The following is an 18,129-nucleotide window of genomic DNA, read 5'->3' as shown; positions in this document are numbered from 1 at the left end:
AAACTATATATTTGGCATTCATAGATTACACATCTCAGCACTGATTTTGTTCATTTTTTATTGGTTGACTATCCAAAATCAACTTGATCCAACATTTGCTCTCGAGACTCTTGATCCAATCCCAAATAAGCCAATGTCATTTGCTGGCTACTATGATTCAGCAGACGCATTACTAAGCCGATATTATAATTAGACTGTAAGTATACTCGATAAGCACCGGTTTTTCGCATGGTATGTGTACCCAAATAATTAATATTTAATAAATCACCAGTTTTAGCCATGATTTTATAGAACTGTTTTTCTGAAATATGACGTTCGGGTCTTTCCATAGAAGGAAATAACCACTCTGAAGTAACCTGGTTTTCTAAAAGCCATTTTTGATAAATTAATAAATCTCTTCGGATCGGACGTAAATATAAGGTATTAGGCTTACCTGTTTTTTTATCATGAATATAAGCGGTCTTTTTCAGTTCGTCGTATTCATCAAAAACATCATCGTATCTCAGTGACATAACATCTGATACACGTAGGAGAGTAGCTTTTCCAGTTTGGAAAATTGTATAGTTTCTGCGCCCATATTTAAAATTACGTAAAAGCGTATTTTTAACGTCATTTAGGATGTTGGTGTCTTTTATTGGTAAAACAAGCTGTTTCATAGCTTCCTCCATATGGGGTCTATTATATGGTATTATAAATAAATAGTCCCTTTAAATATATAGTACAATTTCAGAGCTATTAAATCAACGTTTTACGGGGTCTATTTATTACAAATAGACCCCGTTTCTGCTGAAATAATTGTTATTTAACAAATCTTGATTATATGGACTAGTTCGATTCTGAAACCAACAGTTATACATTATCAATTCATAGAATACGTCTCTCAGCATCCCATTCAAAATAATAAATCGATATTTCTTAAATTACATACTTGTATCCAGGTATGTAATTGATTTTTAAAAGCATACACTTTTAGTCATTAATTACTGTTTTTATGCTAAAATTTTAATCATATAGAAACCTTTACAGAATTGGATCAAAAGATACAATTACTAAAAAGACAAATGATAATGAATGATATTTTAAAGACTCGAATTATATTATTATCAATAAACTACTAGATAAGAGAGGAAAAATTATGTATGCTAATTTAGTAAATAAAAATACCCAAACTCAGTTAACTGTCAAAGTCGGCTTTTCTTGGACGGAAATGATTTTTGGGTTTTGGACTCCTGTTTTCCGTTCTGATTTCAAATGGGCTGCTATTTTGGTTTTGGCAGAAATTCTATTTGGATCTTTTACTTGGGGTGGTGGGGCCTTTTTGGTAACTTTAATCTTTGCTTTCTTTTACAATCGACTATATGTGAAAGATATGCTAGCTCAGGGTTATACACCAAGTGATGAAATATCTGCTAATGCACTGAAGAATTATAATTATATTTAAAAATACGATTTTTCAAATGTACTTGAATTGTTATAAGTAAAATTCAATTCTAGTTGCTTAACGCTCTAGCATCATATATAATTACATCTAAACAAGGGAGTAACTGGCAGAATGCCTGTGACAAAATCGTCAGCAAGACATATAGTCTGGTTTTGTCTTAATTAGTGAGACTTGTACGCATATTTGCGTACAAGTCTTTTTTTATCCCTGAAGGAGGATTTTTGTTGAAAACAAATCAACGTTATTATGCTATAGACACAAATTCGCTTTTAAAGGATCTTGGTACAAATGAATCTGGCTTGACCGATCAAAAAGTTCAAGAGTTACTTAAATCCAACGGTCAGAATGTTTTGGCTCAAGGTAAAAAGCAAAACTTGCTGCAACGTTTCTTAAACCAATTTAAGGATTTTATGATCATCGTCTTACTTGTTGCCGCTTTTGTTTCTGGAGTGGTTGCACACGAATGGGCTGATGCAGCCTTAATTCTGGCTGTAGTAATTATTAATGCTATCTTTGGCGTTTTTCAAGAGTCCAAAGCCGAAGAAGCGATTGATGCATTGCGAGAAATGTCGACACCAGAAGCTCATGTTAAGCGTGGTGGTAAACTAGAAACCATCAGTAGTGAGGATTTGGTAGTGGGAGATATTGTTTTACTTGAGGCCGGAGATATCGTTCCAGCTGATATTCGCCTACTCGATTCAGCTTCAATGAAGATTGAAGAATCGGCTTTAACTGGGGAATCAGTGTCAGTTGAAAAGAATATTTCCACTTTACCCAATAAGGACATTCCATTGGGAGACCGGACTAATATGGCTTATATGAATAGTAATGTAACCTATGGACGCGGATCTGGTGTTGTCGTTGGAACTGGTATGCAGACCGAAGTTGGTCACATTGCTGGTATGATCAATCGAACTGAAGACAACATCACACCATTGCAGAATAATTTAAACTCATTGGGAAAAGTTTTAACCTGGTTAATTCTAATTATTGCGGCTGTTATCTTCGTTGTTGGTATTTTCAATAATCCTGGTGATTTGCCACAGGATGCTCTAATCTTAGAAATGTTATTGGTAGCAATTTCTCTTGCAGTGGCGGCCATCCCTGAAGGACTGCCAGCCATTGTTACGATCATCTTGGCTTTGGGAACCACCAGAATGGCTAAACGTAAGGCATTAGTTAGAAAGCTTCCTGCCGTTGAAACCTTAGGCAGTACTGATATTGTTGCTTCCGACAAAACTGGTACCTTAACACAAAATAAGATGACCGTTGAGAAATTTTATCAATATGGTCACTTACAGGATGCAAACAGTAAGATCACTGGGGTGGATAAATTACTTCAAGTGATGACTTTTGCCAATGATACTAAAGTCCAAAAGGACGGTGTCTTATTAGGTGACCCAACTGAAACCGCCTTAATTCAATTTGGGTTTGATCATGATTATCAAATAGAAACAGAACTAGAGAGTGAGCCACGTGTCGGTGAAGTGCCATTCGATTCGGAGCGTAAATTAATGTCTACCATTCACCAACTAACCAATGGCAAGTATCTAGTGGCTGTTAAAGGTGCCCCAGATATGTTGTTACAACGTGTTACCAAGAAGCAAAATAGCGTTAATTCTGTGGATGAGTTCACAGAAGCTGATCGTACAGAGTTACTTAAAGTCAACAAATTACTTGCAACTCAAGCTCTACGTGTCTTAGCTATGGGGTATAAGATTATTGATAAATTACCGACCGAATTAACTTCAAAGACTGTTGAGCAAGATTTAATTTTTGCTGGGTTAGTCGGTATGATTGATCCTGAACGTCCTGAGGCTGCTAAAGCGGTAGTCGATGCTAAGTCAGCTGGTATTCGTCCTATGATGATTACAGGTGACCACCAAGATACAGCCAAAGCAATTGCTGTTCGTTTGGGTATCATTGATGCCGGAGCCGATGATGCTGTTGTCACTGGTGCTCAATTGGACCAGATGAGTGATGAGGAATTCGCTAAAAAGGTTAAGCAATATTCTGTCTATGCACGTGTTTCCCCAGAGCATAAAGTTAGAATCGTTAAAGCTTGGCAAGACAAAGGTAAGGTTGTAGCGATGACTGGTGACGGTGTGAACGATGCACCTGCTCTAAAATCAGCCGATATCGGTATTGGAATGGGGATTACTGGAACAGAAGTTTCAAAAGGTGCCTCTGATATGGTTTTAGCCGATGATAATTTTGCTACAATCATTGTGGCTGTTAAAGAAGGGCGGAAAGTCTTTTCTAACATTCAAAAGTCAATTCAATATTTATTATCAGCTAACCTGGGTGAGGTCCTAACGTTATTCATGATGACGCTTTTAGGATGGGATATCCTTCTACCGGTTCAATTGCTTTGGATAAACTTAGCAACCGATACCTTTCCAGCGATTGCTTTAGGTGTCGAGCCTACTGAGCCAGGTATTATGAAACGAAAACCTCGTGGCCGTAAGTCTAGTTTTTTGAGTGGTGGAATTGGTTCTTCAATCATCTATCAAGGTATTTTGGAAGGGCTGATCACGCTAGGAGTTTATGGTTTAGCAATCAAATTCCCAATGCATTCTGGCAACGCTGCAATTCATGCTGATGCTTTAACAATGGCATATGCTACTTTAGCGCTGATTCAGTTATTCCATGCATTTAATGTTAAATCTACTTACCAATCAATCTTTAAAGTCCATCCGTTCAAGAATAAAACCTTTAATATCGGAGTGACAGTTTCATTTATTATGGTAGCATTAACAATTCTTATCCCCGGGTTTAACAGTTTATTCCATGTTACTGAATTAAACATTTTACAGTGGTCCATAGTCTTGGGTGCAGGATTATTAATGATTCTAGTTGTTGAGATTGTTAAATTCTTCCAGCGACGCTCAGGTTTGAAATAAATATGGATGTATTTTGTACTACAACCTCATTGAGTTAATCAAAAAGGGAGAGTTGAATACTAACATTCAACTCTCCCTTTAATTTTCTTATTCCAATCCCAGAATATCATAAGGACTAAGGTATCTTGATTTCATAATAATATCAATAATTTCAGCAGGCTGTTCCGGTTTCTCTTGGTTCAACCATAATTCAATGATAGCAAAAAATTCTGAAACCATGATTTCTAAGGCATACTTGTGAGGGATGTACTTAGTGAGAGAATCATTTCCCTTAACCCGTTTTAAATCATCCAAGATAATCTGAGCTATCAATTTTTTTAATTTGATTTCTAAATATGGATCTCCGTTAGGACCGAGTAAGGCCGCAAATAAATCAAATTCGGAATAGACATAATTGATAACTAATTCAATTGCTGGATAAGTTTTGAAATTATTTGAATCTATATTTTGATAAGTCATTGATTCAGAGATATTTGATTTTATCAGTTCTTTAATATCTGATATTATTTTATTTTTGTACGAATCTATTAGATCAAATTTATCAATATAATGAAGATAAAAAGTACTTCGATTAATATGTGCTAACTTAGTAATATCTGTTACTGAAAAATGGCTAAGCCCTTTTTGCTGAATAGCAGCAATTAGGGCTTTTTTTATAGCTGCTTGAGTATTGTTTATTTTTTGATTGGTCAAAATAATCCTCCAAATCGACACTTTTAAATATTTTGCTGGTTGAAGTAACTGTCCTAAGTATATATCATTTTAAATTGAAAACAACATAGTGTTGATTTAAATGAGGAGGAAATATAATGACATTTATCGAAGTCAATCAAAGTTCCAAAATATATGGCAGTGGCGAACAAGAGGTCAGGGCTAATGACAAAGTGAGTTTCAAAATTGAAGAAGGGGAATTAACCATTATCGTTGGTGCATCAGGAGCTGGTAAGTCGACTTTACTAAATATTCTAGGTGGAATGGATCAACCAACATCAGGTGATGTAATAATTAATGGTAAGAATATTGCCAAATACAATAATCGTCAATTGATAAAATATCGTCGACAATCGATCGGTTTTGTTTTCCAATTCTACAATTTAATTCCTAATTTAACTGCCAAAGAGAATGTTGAATTAGCTGCTCAAATTAGTCCTGATTCATTGTCGATCCCGACAGTAATGGAACAAGTTGGGTTAGAGAATAGAATGGATAACTTTCCAGGACAATTATCAGGTGGTGAACAACAACGAGTTGCTATTGCTCGTGCAATCGCTAAGAACCCTGAATTACTACTTTGTGATGAACCTACAGGTGCTCTTGACTACAAGACTGGTAAAAAAATCTTGAAGATGTTACAGGATTTCTGCCACGAAAATAACAAAACCGTCATCATTGTTACTCATAATGGAATGATTAAACCAATGGCAGATCATGTGGTCGAAATTAGTGATGGCAAAGTAAAAGAAGATAAAATTAATACTAGACCCGTTCCAGTAGAACAGATTGAATGGTAAGGAGAAAAATCATGAAAACAAATTTGAATAAGAATATTTTCCGAGAATTCAAATTTTCACTGGCCCGATTCCTTTCAATCACGATTCTTCTGGGATTAGGAATTTTTATACTGGTTGGATTGAAATCAACGGGAATAGATATGCGCAATACTGCTAACAAGTATTACGAATCTCATTCCATGGCAGACTCTCAAATAAAGAGTAATTTGGCATTCACTAACTCAGATCAAAACTATATCAAACAAATGAAACATGTCAAAAATGTTGAATTTGTCACACAACAAGATGCCCGTTTAAAAAATCAAAGTATTCGACTACAATCTCTCACTAAAAAAGTTTCAACTAGTAAAGTGGAATTTGGTCGATTACCCAATAAATCAAATGAAATTGCACTAAATACTAATGATAAAGGTAAGTATCATTTAAACCAGCAAATTACACTTAAAAATAATAAAGGTACTAACAAAATCGATAATTTGCAAACTAACACCTTCAAGATTGTAGGATTTGTTAGTTCAAGTGATTATCTGAAAAAGAATAATCTGGCAACGACTAATATTGGTAATGGTCAAATTGATACCTTTGGAATCGTTGCGAAGAATGCCTTTACCAAAGCCGAACCAACCATTGCAAAAATTTCATATAACAATATTTCTGGTAATAGTTATTCTAATAAATACGAAAATTCCGTTCAGTCTAATGTCGATCGAGAAGAAAATGGTTTAAAATCTCGTGCTAATAAACGCTACAAGAACTTGATAGCTAATAAAGAGAACCAATTAGTATTGGCTAAAGAATCAGGAGTGCCAGATGAAATTATCCAGCAACAAGCAACAAAGATTAAACAGATACCGGCAATAACTTATCAGATTCAAAGCAGAAATGACTATAATGATGGTTATTATACTTATGGCGAAAATGCCAAGAGAATCGATATGTTATCCAATACCTTCCCACTTATTTTCTTTGCGATTGCACTGTTAGTATGTTTAACTACAATGTCTCGTATGGCTGAGCAAAAACGGCAGGAAAGTGGAACTCTATTGGCCTTTGGATATACCAAACTAGATACCATCAAGGTCTATTTATACTACGGTTTGTCAGCTGCAGTTATTGGGACCGTTGTCGGAGCAGTATTAGGTAGTAGATTACTACCTAAAATTATTTACTCAGCATATACAGCTAATTTCGTAATTCCAAACTTTGCGGCTAGTGAAAATTGGCCTTGGATCGTTATCTCGGCCTTTCTTGCGTTAATATTTACCTTATGTCCAGCTTTATTCACAGCTGCTAAATATTTAAAAGAATCTCCAGTAGAATTAATGACCCCCGAGGCACCCAAAACTGGTTCTAAGATTCTATTAGAAAGAGTTAGTTTTATTTGGAAACATCTTTCATTTAATTACAAAGTAACCTTTAGAAATATTTTCCGTTATAAAGCTAAAATGTTGATGACTATTCTAGGAGTTATGGGATGTACTGCTTTACTAATTACTGGATTTGGTCTGAAAGATTCTTTAGGAAGTATCATTACTACACAGTACTCTAAAATTACTCACTATGATGTAATTGGAGTTTACAATCCTCAATCATCAAAGGCCAGTGCTTATCAAGACAAAGTTAAGTCACTGTCTGGATTGAAAAACTATACTAAGGCCAACTACAATACGGTATCAGTTAAAATTAACAAGAATGATAGCCAATCGGTGTCACTAATTACACCTGATTCTACTAGTAAGTTTCAAAAATCGATTTCGCTAATTAACGTTGATAATAATCGTTCTATCAAAATGAAGAATGATGGTGCAGTGATAACTAATAAATTAGCAAAATTGTTGAATCTTAAAGTTGGCGATACGATAACTATTAAAACAGCTAACTCACAAAAGTACAAAGTTAAGATAGCCCAAATTACTCAAATGTACGTGGGTCACGCAATTTATATGACTCCTGGTTATTATCAAAAGGTCTTTAATAAAGATTCAGTCAATAATGCATACTTTATTAGTTTAAAGAATCGTTCCAAGACTAATTTGAATCGTGTGGCACATACCCTTACAAAACAGTCAGCATCAGTAACAGTGGTTAGTTCTAATGATGTTAAACAGACAATCAATAATGTTCTTAAAGGATTAAACCATTTGGTACTAATTATTATTATCTGTTCATCGTTGTTGGCATTTGTGGTGCTATACACATTAACCAATATCAATGTTAGTGAACGCATTCGTGAATTATCAACTATCAAAGTATTAGGGTTTTATCCATTTGAAGTAGTTATGTATATTTATAGAGAAACATTACTACTGACAATTACCGGTATTCTAGGTGGTTATCTTGGCGGATATTATTTGCATAATTATATAATGCAGACTCTACCACCTGAAAATGCCATGGCAAAACTAAACTTGTTGTGGAGTAACTTTGCTGTTTCAGGTGTATTGACATTAGTATTCTCTATAGTTGTTATGATACTAATGGCACAAAAGATTAATCGGGTCGATATGCTTGAAGCGTTGAAATCAGTTGATTAAGGGTTTAATAAGTAAAGACCACGTAGAACAAAAACTCGAAAGAGTATTCATTCTATGTGGTCTTTATTTGAACATTTTTAGTGGATAAGAATGTGGGCGTCTCCAATAATGATTTTTTATTTCGTTAATGTTTGTTGATATTTCAAAGTTAAGTGTTGTAGTTGTTTCTCAACATCATCTAAATTAATCTGTGATTGATACTTTGGCGCAACTACTTGAGAAACTAACATTTGTAAATAATCATTCAACACATTTTGAATAATAACCTTATGTTGAGTTAGCACTTGTGGTTGCATCATTGCATCAACAGTAGCCTCCATCTGGACCAAAAAGATCTCAGGTTTCAGACTTTTGTTAAAAGCTCCATTGGAAACTCCATTTGTTAGAAAAGCCTGAACTTGTTGGCACCAATTTGCATAACTTTCTTCAAACTTTTCCGAGAGTTCTTCATCGGCCTGTACAAGGTCACGACGGAATTTTTGTGAACTTGAGGCAATCAGATTTGCCAAATTCAAAATGACTTCTGGAAAATCTTTTATGCTGGATTCTGGATTTGCAGCTTCAGGAACTGGTCGGGTAGACATAAATCTTAGGTATCTTGCTACTACATCAGTAATTATAGCTGTCTTGGATGAATAATACTGATACAATTTTGTCCGACTGACGCCCATTATTTTTGCAATTCCTTCCATTTTTAAATCGGCAAAACCGTTTTGTACAATAGTTTGAGTAATTCTTCTAATCATTTGTTGGCGACGTTCTTCTTCGGTAGTCATATAAACTTCTTCCTTATTATTGAAATAAAAGCTTAAAAACAGTATACAATTTTCATTCTTAAAAATCAAAGTGAACAAAAAATGTATTTTTTGTTCACTTTGTTCAAAAATAGTGTTATAGTACTCCTTGTCAAATATTAAAAATGAAAATTAACAAAGAAAGAAGCAAAATGTTATGACAGAATCAAGACGTAGAATCATTACATTTGGATTACTTCTGGCCAATATTATGGCCGGATTTGAAGGTACTATTATTTCTACTGCAATGCCTACAATCGTTGCAGATTTACATGGACTTTCATTAATGAATTGGGGATTTACAATATATTTCCTATTTAATGCTATCGGAACACCTATATGGGGACGTATTGCTGATATCATCGGAAGGAAGAAGAGTTTTCTTTTTGGAACAGCTATTTTTGTAATTGGTTCTCTGTTTGAAGGCTTAGCTTCTAATATGATTTGGTTAATTGTCGCTAGAGGAATTATGGGTATTGGTGCAGGTGGTATGTTGGCAATACCATTTATTATCTTTTCCGAAATTTATCCGGTAAATCAGCGTGCAGGTGTTTTTGGATTTACCGCTGCCTTTGGTGGTATTTCGGCAGTATGTGGTCCGCTCTTAGGCGGATGGATTATTGATGTGTTGAATTGGCATTGGGTATTCTTTATAAATATTCCCATTGGTGTAATTTCAATTATTATTGTGTATCTAGCATTCCAAGAAGAATCAAAGAAACGAAGCGCTAAAATTGATATTTTAGGTAGTATCAGTTTGTCAGTCGTCATCCTAGCATTTTTGTTAGGTGTTCAACTAATTGGTCAAGCCAATACTTCTGCTGTCTGGGCCATCTTATTTCTTGTAATTGCAATTGTCTTTAGTTTCTTATTTGTTTATATTGAAAAAAATACTAATGATCCACTTATTCCTTTACATTTATTTAAAAATAAAGAAATGTTAATTTGGGATCTTATGGCATTTGTTGGAATGGGATTTTATATTTTCTTCAGCGTATACATTCCAATGTGGGCACAAGGAATCCTATTAACTAGTGCCTTAGTTGGTGGAGCTACTCAAATACCAACAGCAGGATTATGGTATGGTGGATCTCGTTTTGGTAGTCTATTATCAAAGAAACGCGGTCATAATTTTACTGCTGTTTCAGCCTTATTGATTGCCATGGTTGGTACTGTCATATTGCTTACTTTAGGTATTACTCCTAAATACTATTTCTTCATCATAGTTGGTACTCTATTGGGAATAGCTTTAGGAATGCTACTAACAACTTCACAGGTAGGTGTTAGTGAGGTTGTTTCTAATAATGATTTAGCAGTTGCAACTACTCTTAATCGTTTATTTAATACTTTAGGACAAACAATAATGACTGCGGTTTACGGATTGGTGTTTAATATTGTTGTAGGTAATAAGGCCACAAAATTGAATTTGCCATCAAGCAAAATCAGTGAATTAACTAATTCCGTAGCAAATAGCGACTCCAAAGCACAATTACTAGTTATGCATCAAGTACTTTATGCTGGAATTAGAAGTGTCATGATTGTTGCCCTTGGTCTATTATTGATTGCTTTACTTATGGAAGTTACAAACATTTATTTTGCGAAAAATAGAAAGCAAACTAAACGTTTGTAATATTAATAATCTAACTAAATAATTATTTTGAAGGAGATTTTAAAAATGAAATTAGCTATTATTGGCGCAACTGGAAAGACTGGAAATGCTGTTTTAAGAATTGCTCTTGATAAGGGGATTAACGTTACCGCTGTGGTACGTAATGCAGCTAAATTAACAGAAAACGTTCCTGTAATTGAAAAAGATGTTTTTAATTTGACCACTACTGATTTAAAAAACTTTGATGCGGTCATTTGTACCTTTGCCTCCGCAAAAAAGAGCGACTATCCACGTGTTAATCAACATCTCGTTGATACCTTAACTGGAACAAATGCACGTTTGATCGTAGTTGGTTCTGGGGCTACTTTATACGCAGATGATAAGCACAATAAAACTGTTGGCGATAAATTACCAATTTTTATGCGTAATTCCAGCAAGAATCACATGAAGGCACGTCAAATATTACAGGATAGTCAAATAAATTGGACCTACATGGCTCTTGCATTAGTAGACGAAGTAGAACATCCAAAAAATGAACGTCATCTTATGACCGTTGCTTGGAAATAGTGTAATTCAAATCGAAAATTTTCCTAAAAAAATGGCTGCTTAAAATATTAAGCGGCCATTTTTAATTGACTAATTTATTCTGATTAACGAAATCGGGAATACATATATTATTCATCTAAATCACGAAACATATCAATAAAACTAACAGAAGCATCTGATAACTTCCTTTGTTTTGACCAAATTAATTGTTGCTTGAGACGTAAATGATTTCAATGTTGTTGGTGGTAATCCTGCTAGGGGTCATTAAGGAATAAATAATCGTATAAGTCTAAAAATAATTAAGACTAAGCCATTTATAGAATGTCATATAATATGTGTACAAGAGGGGACTAAACATATGATGAATTCAAAAGGGGTGTAAAAAATGTCACAAAATGATGATTCATATACTTTTCGAATTTCAGAAAAAAAACAAAAGACTTTAAATGCTAATGGTAATACTAACTTTGAGAAAATCATTTCTTCAGATGGCAAGAAAATTACATTCCGAAAGATTACATCAAATCATCCTAATGACTTGAATGTTGCAAATCAAATATGTAAGGATCATGCGGATTTAATGAAACGTTTAGACAATCTATAATTTTTAAAAGATTTCCATTTAAAAACTTAAAGTTATCAATATATGTGAATCAGAACATATAATTTATCTTTCACGGGTTAGTGGTTTAATATTCATATTTAAATTTAAATAAGCAACATCTTCTTAGACTTATTCATTGTATCTTAACGAGTTATTTCGTGGATTCTTGAATATTGGCTACGATAACGTTTTTTTGCCTTTGAACATCATATGATCACAAAAATATTTCTCAAAAGATTTTAAGAAGAAATTCCTTGAGAAATATTTTTGTAATGCTTTATTAAACGGAGATTTTAAATGAGATTAATATTTAAGGCTATAGTAAATAGAAGAGTAGTCGAAATATGGGATTCGCCGAAAATGTCTGGAAATATAGAAATTTTATATTTAAGGTTACATAATATGTATTATAAGAAGTTGCCCAAAAAGTTAAAAAAGCTTTTTAAAATAACATCATTTAAAATTAATCATGTTTTCTCATAGCAAGTTGTTGCAAATACATTAGGACGTCAGTTTTATAACCGTATTTTTCAATTTGCTTATTCAATTCAATATTATTATGTGTAAATGATTTACCGTCTTCAAAGAGCTTTGCATACAGTTCATAGAATGGCAGTTCATATTCCTCAGCGAATTTTAATTCATCAGTAATTGAATATTTTACTTTTCTAAAATCGATTTCACCATAACCAGTATCGTCAAAGGATAAAACAGCGTACTGAGCACGCATGTCAGCACTAAATTTGGTCCAAGCTGTATAAGGTTGTCCAATAGACCCAGGATTAATAACTAATTGATCTTTGCTGCTAGTTCTGAACAATTGATGATGCATATGACCATATATGGATATATCATAAGGCTTATTAAATAATAGTTGATCAAAATTTGATTGTTTTGAATATGGTAACAATTCATGACCATAGTTTTTAGTAGAATAATTGTGTGTTAATAGGATATTAAGACCATTAACACTAGTTTCAGCATAAATAGGCCATTGGTGCATTTGCTGAAGATACTTAGGGTCTAGGTGACTAAAGACGTATTTTAAAAGCTCAACAATATAGGTGGTTTGAGGTTCATCAATGTATTGTTTACTAATTGAAAGGATATCTTCAAAGAGAAAATCGTCCCAGTTTCCACGAATCATGAAGGTGGTATTAATCGAATTAAGCAATTTCATAATAGAATTAGTACCAGGACCAGGCATTAATAAATCACCAAGAAACCAATACTCAGAAACATTTTGTGACTCTGCATCTTCTACAACCTTTTTAAAGGCATTATAATTTCCATGAATATCAGAAATTATTGCAATTTTTTTCACTGTTACGCCCTCTTTATTGTTTGTTGTTTTTCTTTTTTATATGTTTTCGTAAAACACATATTTAATCTTTAAATTATAATAAAATATATGCGTGCTTATTGATCAATTTAAAACAATTGTCGCATCAGTTCATCAGTTAAATAGCACAGAGCGCGCCTAGGAATCACTCTATTCTACTCTTTTTAAACCTTTTTTGAACAAATACTAAATAATTTAATGAACATGTCTGTTCAATGAATTTAAGATTGGCTTTATATCAGCTTTTACCCGTTATCGGTCTTGTTTACTCTTTTGTGTTGGAAATTCAGTTTATGTTTTCGTAAAACATTTTATTTTAAGCTTCCTTTATAAAATAAAAACGGTCAAATAATTTAACTGACCGTTTGCTTATTTTCTTGATAGTTCTTAATCTCCTCCAAGAAACTATCTCCATATTGTTCTAATTTATACTTTCCAACTCCACTAACAGCTAAGAATTCTTCACTATTAGTAGGAATACGAACACACATATCCTTTAAAGTCTTATCTGAAAAGATCATAAACGGAGCAATGGCCTGCTTCCTAGCAAATTCTAGTCGTAAGCTACGCAACTTTTCAAATAGATCCATATCAAAACTGCCATCAGCAACCATTGGCTTATTGATTGATACTTTCGATTTTCTTTTGGATGAAGATCTATTCAATTCTTCTTTTCTTGCAACATTGATCTTCCCTTTTAAGACGTCTGCTCCCTTTTTCGAAAGTAATAATATTGGATATTTTCCACCACTAGTCTTTAAAAAACCATTTGCAGACAAAAAATCTATTAATCTACCTGTTTCACTCAGCGACTTACCTTTAAAAATTCCAAAAGTAGACAGTTCTTGAAAATTACGCCAGTCATTGGCTACGTCTTCTTTTCCGACCAGCACTCGACTAACCGTTTTCTTGCCATATCTTTGGTCCATTCTGACAACGCAGCTCAAAACTTTTTGAGCATCTGAGGTAATATCTACAATCTGTCTATTATCCAGACAATTAGTACATCTTCCGCAAACATCTGTATTCTTTTCACCAAAATAATCTAATATAAACTTCATTAAACAAATTTCAGTCTCTGCATATCGGTGCATATCGAATAACTTGTTTTTCAAACTCATTTTGTATTGATCATCACCTAATGACTGATCAATAAAGAACTGATGCAATCTTAAATCAATAGGTGCATACAATAAAATAGCTTCTGCTGGCAATCCATCACGACCTGCACGACCAACCTCTTGATAATAGTTCTCAATCGTTCCAGGAATTGCATAGTGTAAAACATATCTAACGTTTGTTTTATTAATTCCCATCCCAAAAGCATTCGTAGCTACTATCACATTTGTTTTATCAAACAAGAAATCTTCTTGTTGAGTATGACGTTCTTGATCACTTAATCCCGCATGATACCGGCCAACTTTAATGCCATTCTCTTTTAAAAATGAAAAGATACTATCAACATCTTCACGACGACCTGCATAGATTATTCCAGATTCATCAATATGAGCTTTAACATAATTTAAAACATATTCATCTTTATCTACCTTGCGTTCAATCTTTAAAGCCAAATTATTTCGTTCGAAACCTGTTTTAATAATATTTTTGTCAGGTACCTCTAGAATTTTTGCCAAATCATTTTGAACTTGTTGCGTTGCCGTAGCAGTTAATGCCAACCAGGCAGGACTTCCTGGTAAATTCTTTAATGGATCAATCATTTTTAAGTAACTGTCTCTAAAATCATGACCCCAAGATGATAATACATGAGCTTCATCAATAGCAATCAATGAAATCTCCAAACCTGACAACCAGCTATAAAATTCATCATCAACAATTTTTTCAGGTGCAACGAATAAAAGCTTCACAGCGCCACTTTCAATATAGCGCATTCTTTCTTCACGATCGTGCCATTCAACGGTACTATTTAAAAAAGTTGAAGGAATACCTACTTCATTCAAGCTATCAACTTGATCTTTCATTAAAGAAATCAAAGGTGACACAACTAGCGTCAAACCAGGTAGAATCGTTGCCGGTAATTGATAACAAATAGACTTTCCACCACCAGTTGGCATGATCCCCATAGCTTTTTGACCATCAAGAATCTTCTCTATTAGTTCTTTTTGACCTATTCGAAAAGTATCATAACCAAATTCATCTTTTAAGATTGCTTCTAAATTCAAGATAAAATACTCCTAATTGAAAAATAATATAGATAAATCATATCACATTATTTCTTAATTGCTCGAACGACTGAATCCTCTATCTGACTTAAATCATGATCTAGTTGTTTATCGTCAATCGTATCTAAAATCCTTTGGCTTTGTAAAAAGTAAAGGATAATTTGCCCAATGACCATCCTTATCCACTCTATTGGATCAACATCTTCTCTCATTTCTCCAGTATCTTTCAAAGCCTTCCAGATATTATTAAAAAATAAATCTTTAAGCGACATGACCTTGTCTAATAACATATTACGTACTTTATCATTGATCAGTACCTGGGAAATCAAAATAATAGCAGCATCTCTATTTTGAACTAAGAATTCAAATCGATTACGAACAATGAATTGAACTAAGCTTTCCAAATCATAATTGCTAGAATTTACTTGTTTGGCAAACTCCTCTCCATACGTAGGTAAAATATGATCAATCATTGGTTCCAAAATAAACAGCAATAAATCGTCTTTGGACTTAAAGTATTTAAAAATAGTAGCCTGGCTCATCCCTGATAATTTTGCAATCTCTGCCGTTGAGGTACCATCGTAACCTTGTTTCGAGAATAGTTGCAGGGAAGCTTTTAAAACCTTTTTTTTGCCATTAGGCATATCACTGGTTGCTAACCAATCACTTAAATCTTGAAATGTTTTCTCCATAGTCTATACCTTCCTATACTTCTTTAAACCAACAATATTCAATATCGTTAAGATAACTAAAAAGATCAACAAAATACCGATCTCGGGAAGAATCTTGATGAAACCATCCCCTGACATGACAATTCCACTTAATGCATCTCCAGCATATTTCAATGGCAAAATATAAGATATCACCTTAACTCCATTTGCCATAGTATCCAAAGGTATAATTCCTGAGAAAAATATTTGAGGAACAATTACCAACGGAATAAACTGCATCATTTGAAACTCTGACTTTGCAAAAGTGGACATTAATATTCCAAAAGCTAGTGCTACTAATGCCAAAATAAAGTTAATTAAAATTACATTCAATAAATTACCAACCACCTCAACGTTTAAGGCCCAAACTGTAAATAAGACAATGATCAATGTCTGTAAAATAGCCAAAATACCATAACTGATCATGTATCCAAATACAATATCGGAACGTTTTACCGGCGTTGCTAATAATCGATTCAATGTGCCTGAGGTTCTCTCATTCAATAATGCCATCCCTGATATTAGAAATACAAAGAAGAACACAAAGAATCCCATTAAAATAGGCACAATTTTATCAAAGAAATTTGTATCGCTATTACCATAACGATATTTGTTATGTATCTTTACTTGATGTGTTCTTGCTTCAGGTGCATTTGGTATCCGCGATTGAACTTTTTGTAGTGTTTGTTCCAATTGCTTCATTGTATTAGCAACAACTGATGATTTCAAGGCCGCTTTTGTTGCCGCAGTCTTACTGGCATCAGTGTTAGCATAGGTCACATAGAAGTCGCCACCGGAATACTTTATTACTGCATCAACTTTTTTATTATCCAGTGCCTTTTGGGCCTCAGCATTTGATGAATACTTTTTTGTAGAAATATGACTTACTTTATCAATTGTTTTTACTAGACTGCTTTTTACATCAACTGTAGCGATATCTACTTGTGTAGAGGAATTAACTGAAAATACCAACTTCATTAAAAATAAGATTAATATTGGTGCTAAGAACATTAACATTAATGTCCTCTTATCTCTTAGTAGTTCTTTAGTTACACGTTTAGCGATAGATATTGTTCTCATTTTGTTGTGCCTCCGCTTTCAAAAAAACATCCTCAATAGAATTAACTTGATATGCTTGTTTCAAACTTGATGGATCATTATAAGCAATAATCTGTCCGCCCAACAAAAGTGCTACATCATCAGTCAATTCTGCTTCATCCATTACATGAGTTGTTACCAGGATTGTTGTACCTTGGTTACGCAAGTTTTGTAGCTCCCACCAAATCTTTCTTCTTAGTGCTGGATCAACTCCAACAGTCGGTTCATCCAAAATCAAAATCTGATTTGAACCCAATAAAGCAATTGCTAAAGATAGTCTCCGTTTCATCCCTCCCGAATATCCACTGACTCTTTTATCTAAATCCTTTACTAAATCTACTACTGATGAAACATGTTCAATCTGTTCCTGCGCAACTCGACCTTTGATTTCTTTCATATCAGCATAAAACTGCAGGTTCTCTCGTCCTGTTAATTGCTCATACAAAGCATCTGATTGTGCCATATAACCAATTCTTCCTAAAAGCTTACGATTAGGCATCTTTTGATTAAAAATCGTTGTCACCCCTCTATCGGGGATCTCCATACCTAAAATAATCTTAATTATCGTAGATTTACCTGCACCGGACGGTCCAATCAACCCAATAATCCTTCCACTTGGAACTTGAAAATTGACATTTCTTAATACTGTTTGTTTACCAAACTTTTTAGTGATGTTATTTAAAGAAATTATGGAATTGTACATTTGTTTTCCTCCATTCATCGGGTGAGTGAGTAGTTACTCACCTGATATTTAAAATGAGTGTACCACATTAATTTTAAAAATAAAAGGCTCCAAATTAAAAAGCTGATAAATTTTATCAGCTTTTCTTTTTTTCAAGTTCCAAAAGGCTCCTCTT

The 18,129-nt window shown here is 33.7% G+C and carries 15 protein-coding genes; 7 read left to right on the top strand and 8 right to left on the bottom strand.

Annotation, left to right across the window (positions count from 1 at the left end):
* Nucleotides 1-68: 68 nt before the first annotated feature.
* Nucleotides 69-656 (bottom strand): site-specific integrase, encoded by a 588-nt coding sequence (locus CBP76_RS07595; RefSeq protein WP_102196305.1) that lies wholly within the window; start codon nt 654-656, stop codon nt 69-71.
* A gap of 479 nt (nt 657-1,135) precedes the next feature.
* Here CBP76_RS07595 and CBP76_RS07590 point away from each other — a divergent pair, with 479 nt between their 5' ends.
* Together CBP76_RS07590 and CBP76_RS07585 are read left to right on the top strand one after the other, a co-directional pair.
* On the top strand, nt 1,136-1,441 hold the full coding sequence (locus CBP76_RS07590; RefSeq protein ID WP_102196304.1) for a hypothetical protein: 306 nt from the start codon (nt 1,136-1,138) through the stop codon (nt 1,439-1,441).
* Between the two features lie 224 nt (nt 1,442-1,665).
* Nucleotides 1,666-4,344 carry a cation-translocating P-type ATPase gene (locus CBP76_RS07585; RefSeq protein ID WP_102196303.1) on the top strand — a complete coding sequence of 893 codons (2,679 nt, stop codon included), beginning with the start codon at nt 1,666-1,668 and terminating at the stop codon, nt 4,342-4,344.
* Nucleotides 4,345-4,431: 87 nt separating this feature from the next.
* Here CBP76_RS07585 and CBP76_RS07580 read toward each other — a convergent pair whose 3' ends face one another.
* Nucleotides 4,432-5,037: a TetR/AcrR family transcriptional regulator gene (locus CBP76_RS07580; RefSeq protein ID WP_102196302.1), complete on the bottom strand. Its 606-nt coding sequence runs from the start codon at nt 5,035-5,037 to the stop codon at nt 4,432-4,434.
* Between the two features lie 113 nt (nt 5,038-5,150).
* Between CBP76_RS07580 and CBP76_RS07575 the strand changes: the two genes are divergently transcribed.
* Both CBP76_RS07575 and CBP76_RS07570 read left to right on the top strand, forming a co-directional pair.
* Entirely contained in the window at nt 5,151-5,855 is a 705-nt protein-coding gene (locus tag CBP76_RS07575) for an ABC transporter ATP-binding protein (protein WP_425430302.1), read from the top strand.
* 11 nt (nt 5,856-5,866) lie between these two features.
* Entirely contained in the window at nt 5,867-8,389 is a 2,523-nt protein-coding gene (locus CBP76_RS07570; protein ID WP_102196300.1) for an ABC transporter permease, read from the top strand.
* Between the two features lie 116 nt (nt 8,390-8,505).
* Here the strand turns inward: CBP76_RS07570 and CBP76_RS07565 are convergent, their stop codons facing one another.
* Nucleotides 8,506-9,165, bottom strand: a complete 660-nt coding sequence (locus CBP76_RS07565) for a TetR/AcrR family transcriptional regulator (protein ID WP_102196299.1) — start codon at nt 9,163-9,165, stop codon at nt 8,506-8,508.
* A gap of 175 nt (nt 9,166-9,340) precedes the next feature.
* Here CBP76_RS07565 and CBP76_RS07560 point away from each other — a divergent pair, with 175 nt between their 5' ends.
* From CBP76_RS07560 to CBP76_RS07550, 3 genes are all read left to right on the top strand, one after another.
* Entirely contained in the window at nt 9,341-10,813 is a 1,473-nt protein-coding gene (locus CBP76_RS07560; RefSeq protein ID WP_102196298.1) for an MFS transporter, read from the top strand.
* A gap of 45 nt (nt 10,814-10,858) precedes the next feature.
* The gene (locus tag CBP76_RS07555; RefSeq protein WP_102196297.1) at nt 10,859-11,359 is read left to right on the top strand and encodes an NAD(P)-dependent oxidoreductase; all 501 of its coding nucleotides are present in this window, start codon (nt 10,859-10,861) and stop codon (nt 11,357-11,359) included.
* A 364-nt stretch (nt 11,360-11,723) separates the two neighbouring features.
* Complete coding sequence (locus CBP76_RS07550; protein WP_102196296.1) at nt 11,724-11,942, top strand: AbrB family transcriptional regulator; 219 nt, start codon at nt 11,724-11,726, stop codon at nt 11,940-11,942.
* Between the two features lie 463 nt (nt 11,943-12,405).
* On the opposite strand, the gene CBP76_RS07540 is transcribed toward CBP76_RS07550, so the two are convergent.
* From CBP76_RS07540 to CBP76_RS07520, 5 genes are all read right to left on the bottom strand, one after another.
* Nucleotides 12,406-13,266, bottom strand: coding sequence for a metallophosphoesterase family protein (locus tag CBP76_RS07540; RefSeq protein ID WP_102196294.1), 861 nt, complete (start codon nt 13,264-13,266; stop codon nt 12,406-12,408).
* A 371-nt stretch (nt 13,267-13,637) separates the two neighbouring features.
* Nucleotides 13,638-15,464 carry a DNA helicase RecQ gene (gene recQ / locus CBP76_RS07535; RefSeq protein WP_102196293.1) on the bottom strand — a complete coding sequence of 609 codons (1,827 nt, stop codon included), beginning with the start codon at nt 15,462-15,464 and terminating at the stop codon, nt 13,638-13,640.
* A 47-nt stretch (nt 15,465-15,511) separates the two neighbouring features.
* A complete protein-coding gene (locus CBP76_RS07530) occupies nt 15,512-16,156 on the bottom strand; it encodes a TetR/AcrR family transcriptional regulator (RefSeq protein WP_102196292.1) in 645 nt (214 codons plus the stop codon).
* Nucleotides 16,157-16,159: 3 nt separating this feature from the next.
* Nucleotides 16,160-17,254 carry an ABC transporter permease gene (locus tag CBP76_RS07525; protein ID WP_102196291.1) on the bottom strand — a complete coding sequence of 365 codons (1,095 nt, stop codon included), beginning with the start codon at nt 17,252-17,254 and terminating at the stop codon, nt 16,160-16,162.
* Nucleotides 17,232-17,975, bottom strand: coding sequence for an ABC transporter ATP-binding protein (locus tag CBP76_RS07520; protein ID WP_102196290.1), 744 nt, complete (start codon nt 17,973-17,975; stop codon nt 17,232-17,234). Before CBP76_RS07520 ends, CBP76_RS07525 begins: the two co-directional genes overlap by 23 nt.
* Nucleotides 17,976-18,129: the final 154 nt, after the last annotated feature.

The organism is Companilactobacillus nuruki (assembly GCF_002872255.1).
GTDB classification, from domain to species: Bacteria; Bacillota; Bacilli; order Lactobacillales; family Lactobacillaceae; genus Companilactobacillus; species Companilactobacillus nuruki.
This window is presented reverse-complemented; position numbering and strand designations above follow the sequence as displayed.

Coding starts and splice junctions, on each gene's coding strand:
- CBP76_RS07595 (WP_102196305.1), bottom strand. CDS start 656: ATGAAACAGCTTGTTTTACCAATAAAAGACACCAACATCCTAAATGAC.
- CBP76_RS07590 (WP_102196304.1), top strand. CDS start 1,136: ATGTATGCTAATTTAGTAAATAAAAATACCCAAACTCAGTTAACTGTC.
- CBP76_RS07570 (WP_102196300.1), top strand. CDS start 5,867: ATGAAAACAAATTTGAATAAGAATATTTTCCGAGAATTCAAATTTTCA.
- CBP76_RS07565 (WP_102196299.1), bottom strand. CDS start 9,165: ATGACTACCGAAGAAGAACGTCGCCAACAAATGATTAGAAGAATTACT.
- CBP76_RS07560 (WP_102196298.1), top strand. CDS start 9,341: ATGACAGAATCAAGACGTAGAATCATTACATTTGGATTACTTCTGGCC.
- CBP76_RS07555 (WP_102196297.1), top strand. CDS start 10,859: ATGAAATTAGCTATTATTGGCGCAACTGGAAAGACTGGAAATGCTGTT.
- CBP76_RS07550 (WP_102196296.1), top strand. CDS start 11,724: ATGTCACAAAATGATGATTCATATACTTTTCGAATTTCAGAAAAAAAA.
- CBP76_RS07530 (WP_102196292.1), bottom strand. CDS start 16,156: ATGGAGAAAACATTTCAAGATTTAAGTGATTGGTTAGCAACCAGTGAT.
- CBP76_RS07525 (WP_102196291.1), bottom strand. CDS start 17,254: ATGAGAACAATATCTATCGCTAAACGTGTAACTAAAGAACTACTAAGA.
- CBP76_RS07520 (WP_102196290.1), bottom strand. CDS start 17,975: ATGTACAATTCCATAATTTCTTTAAATAACATCACTAAAAAGTTTGGT.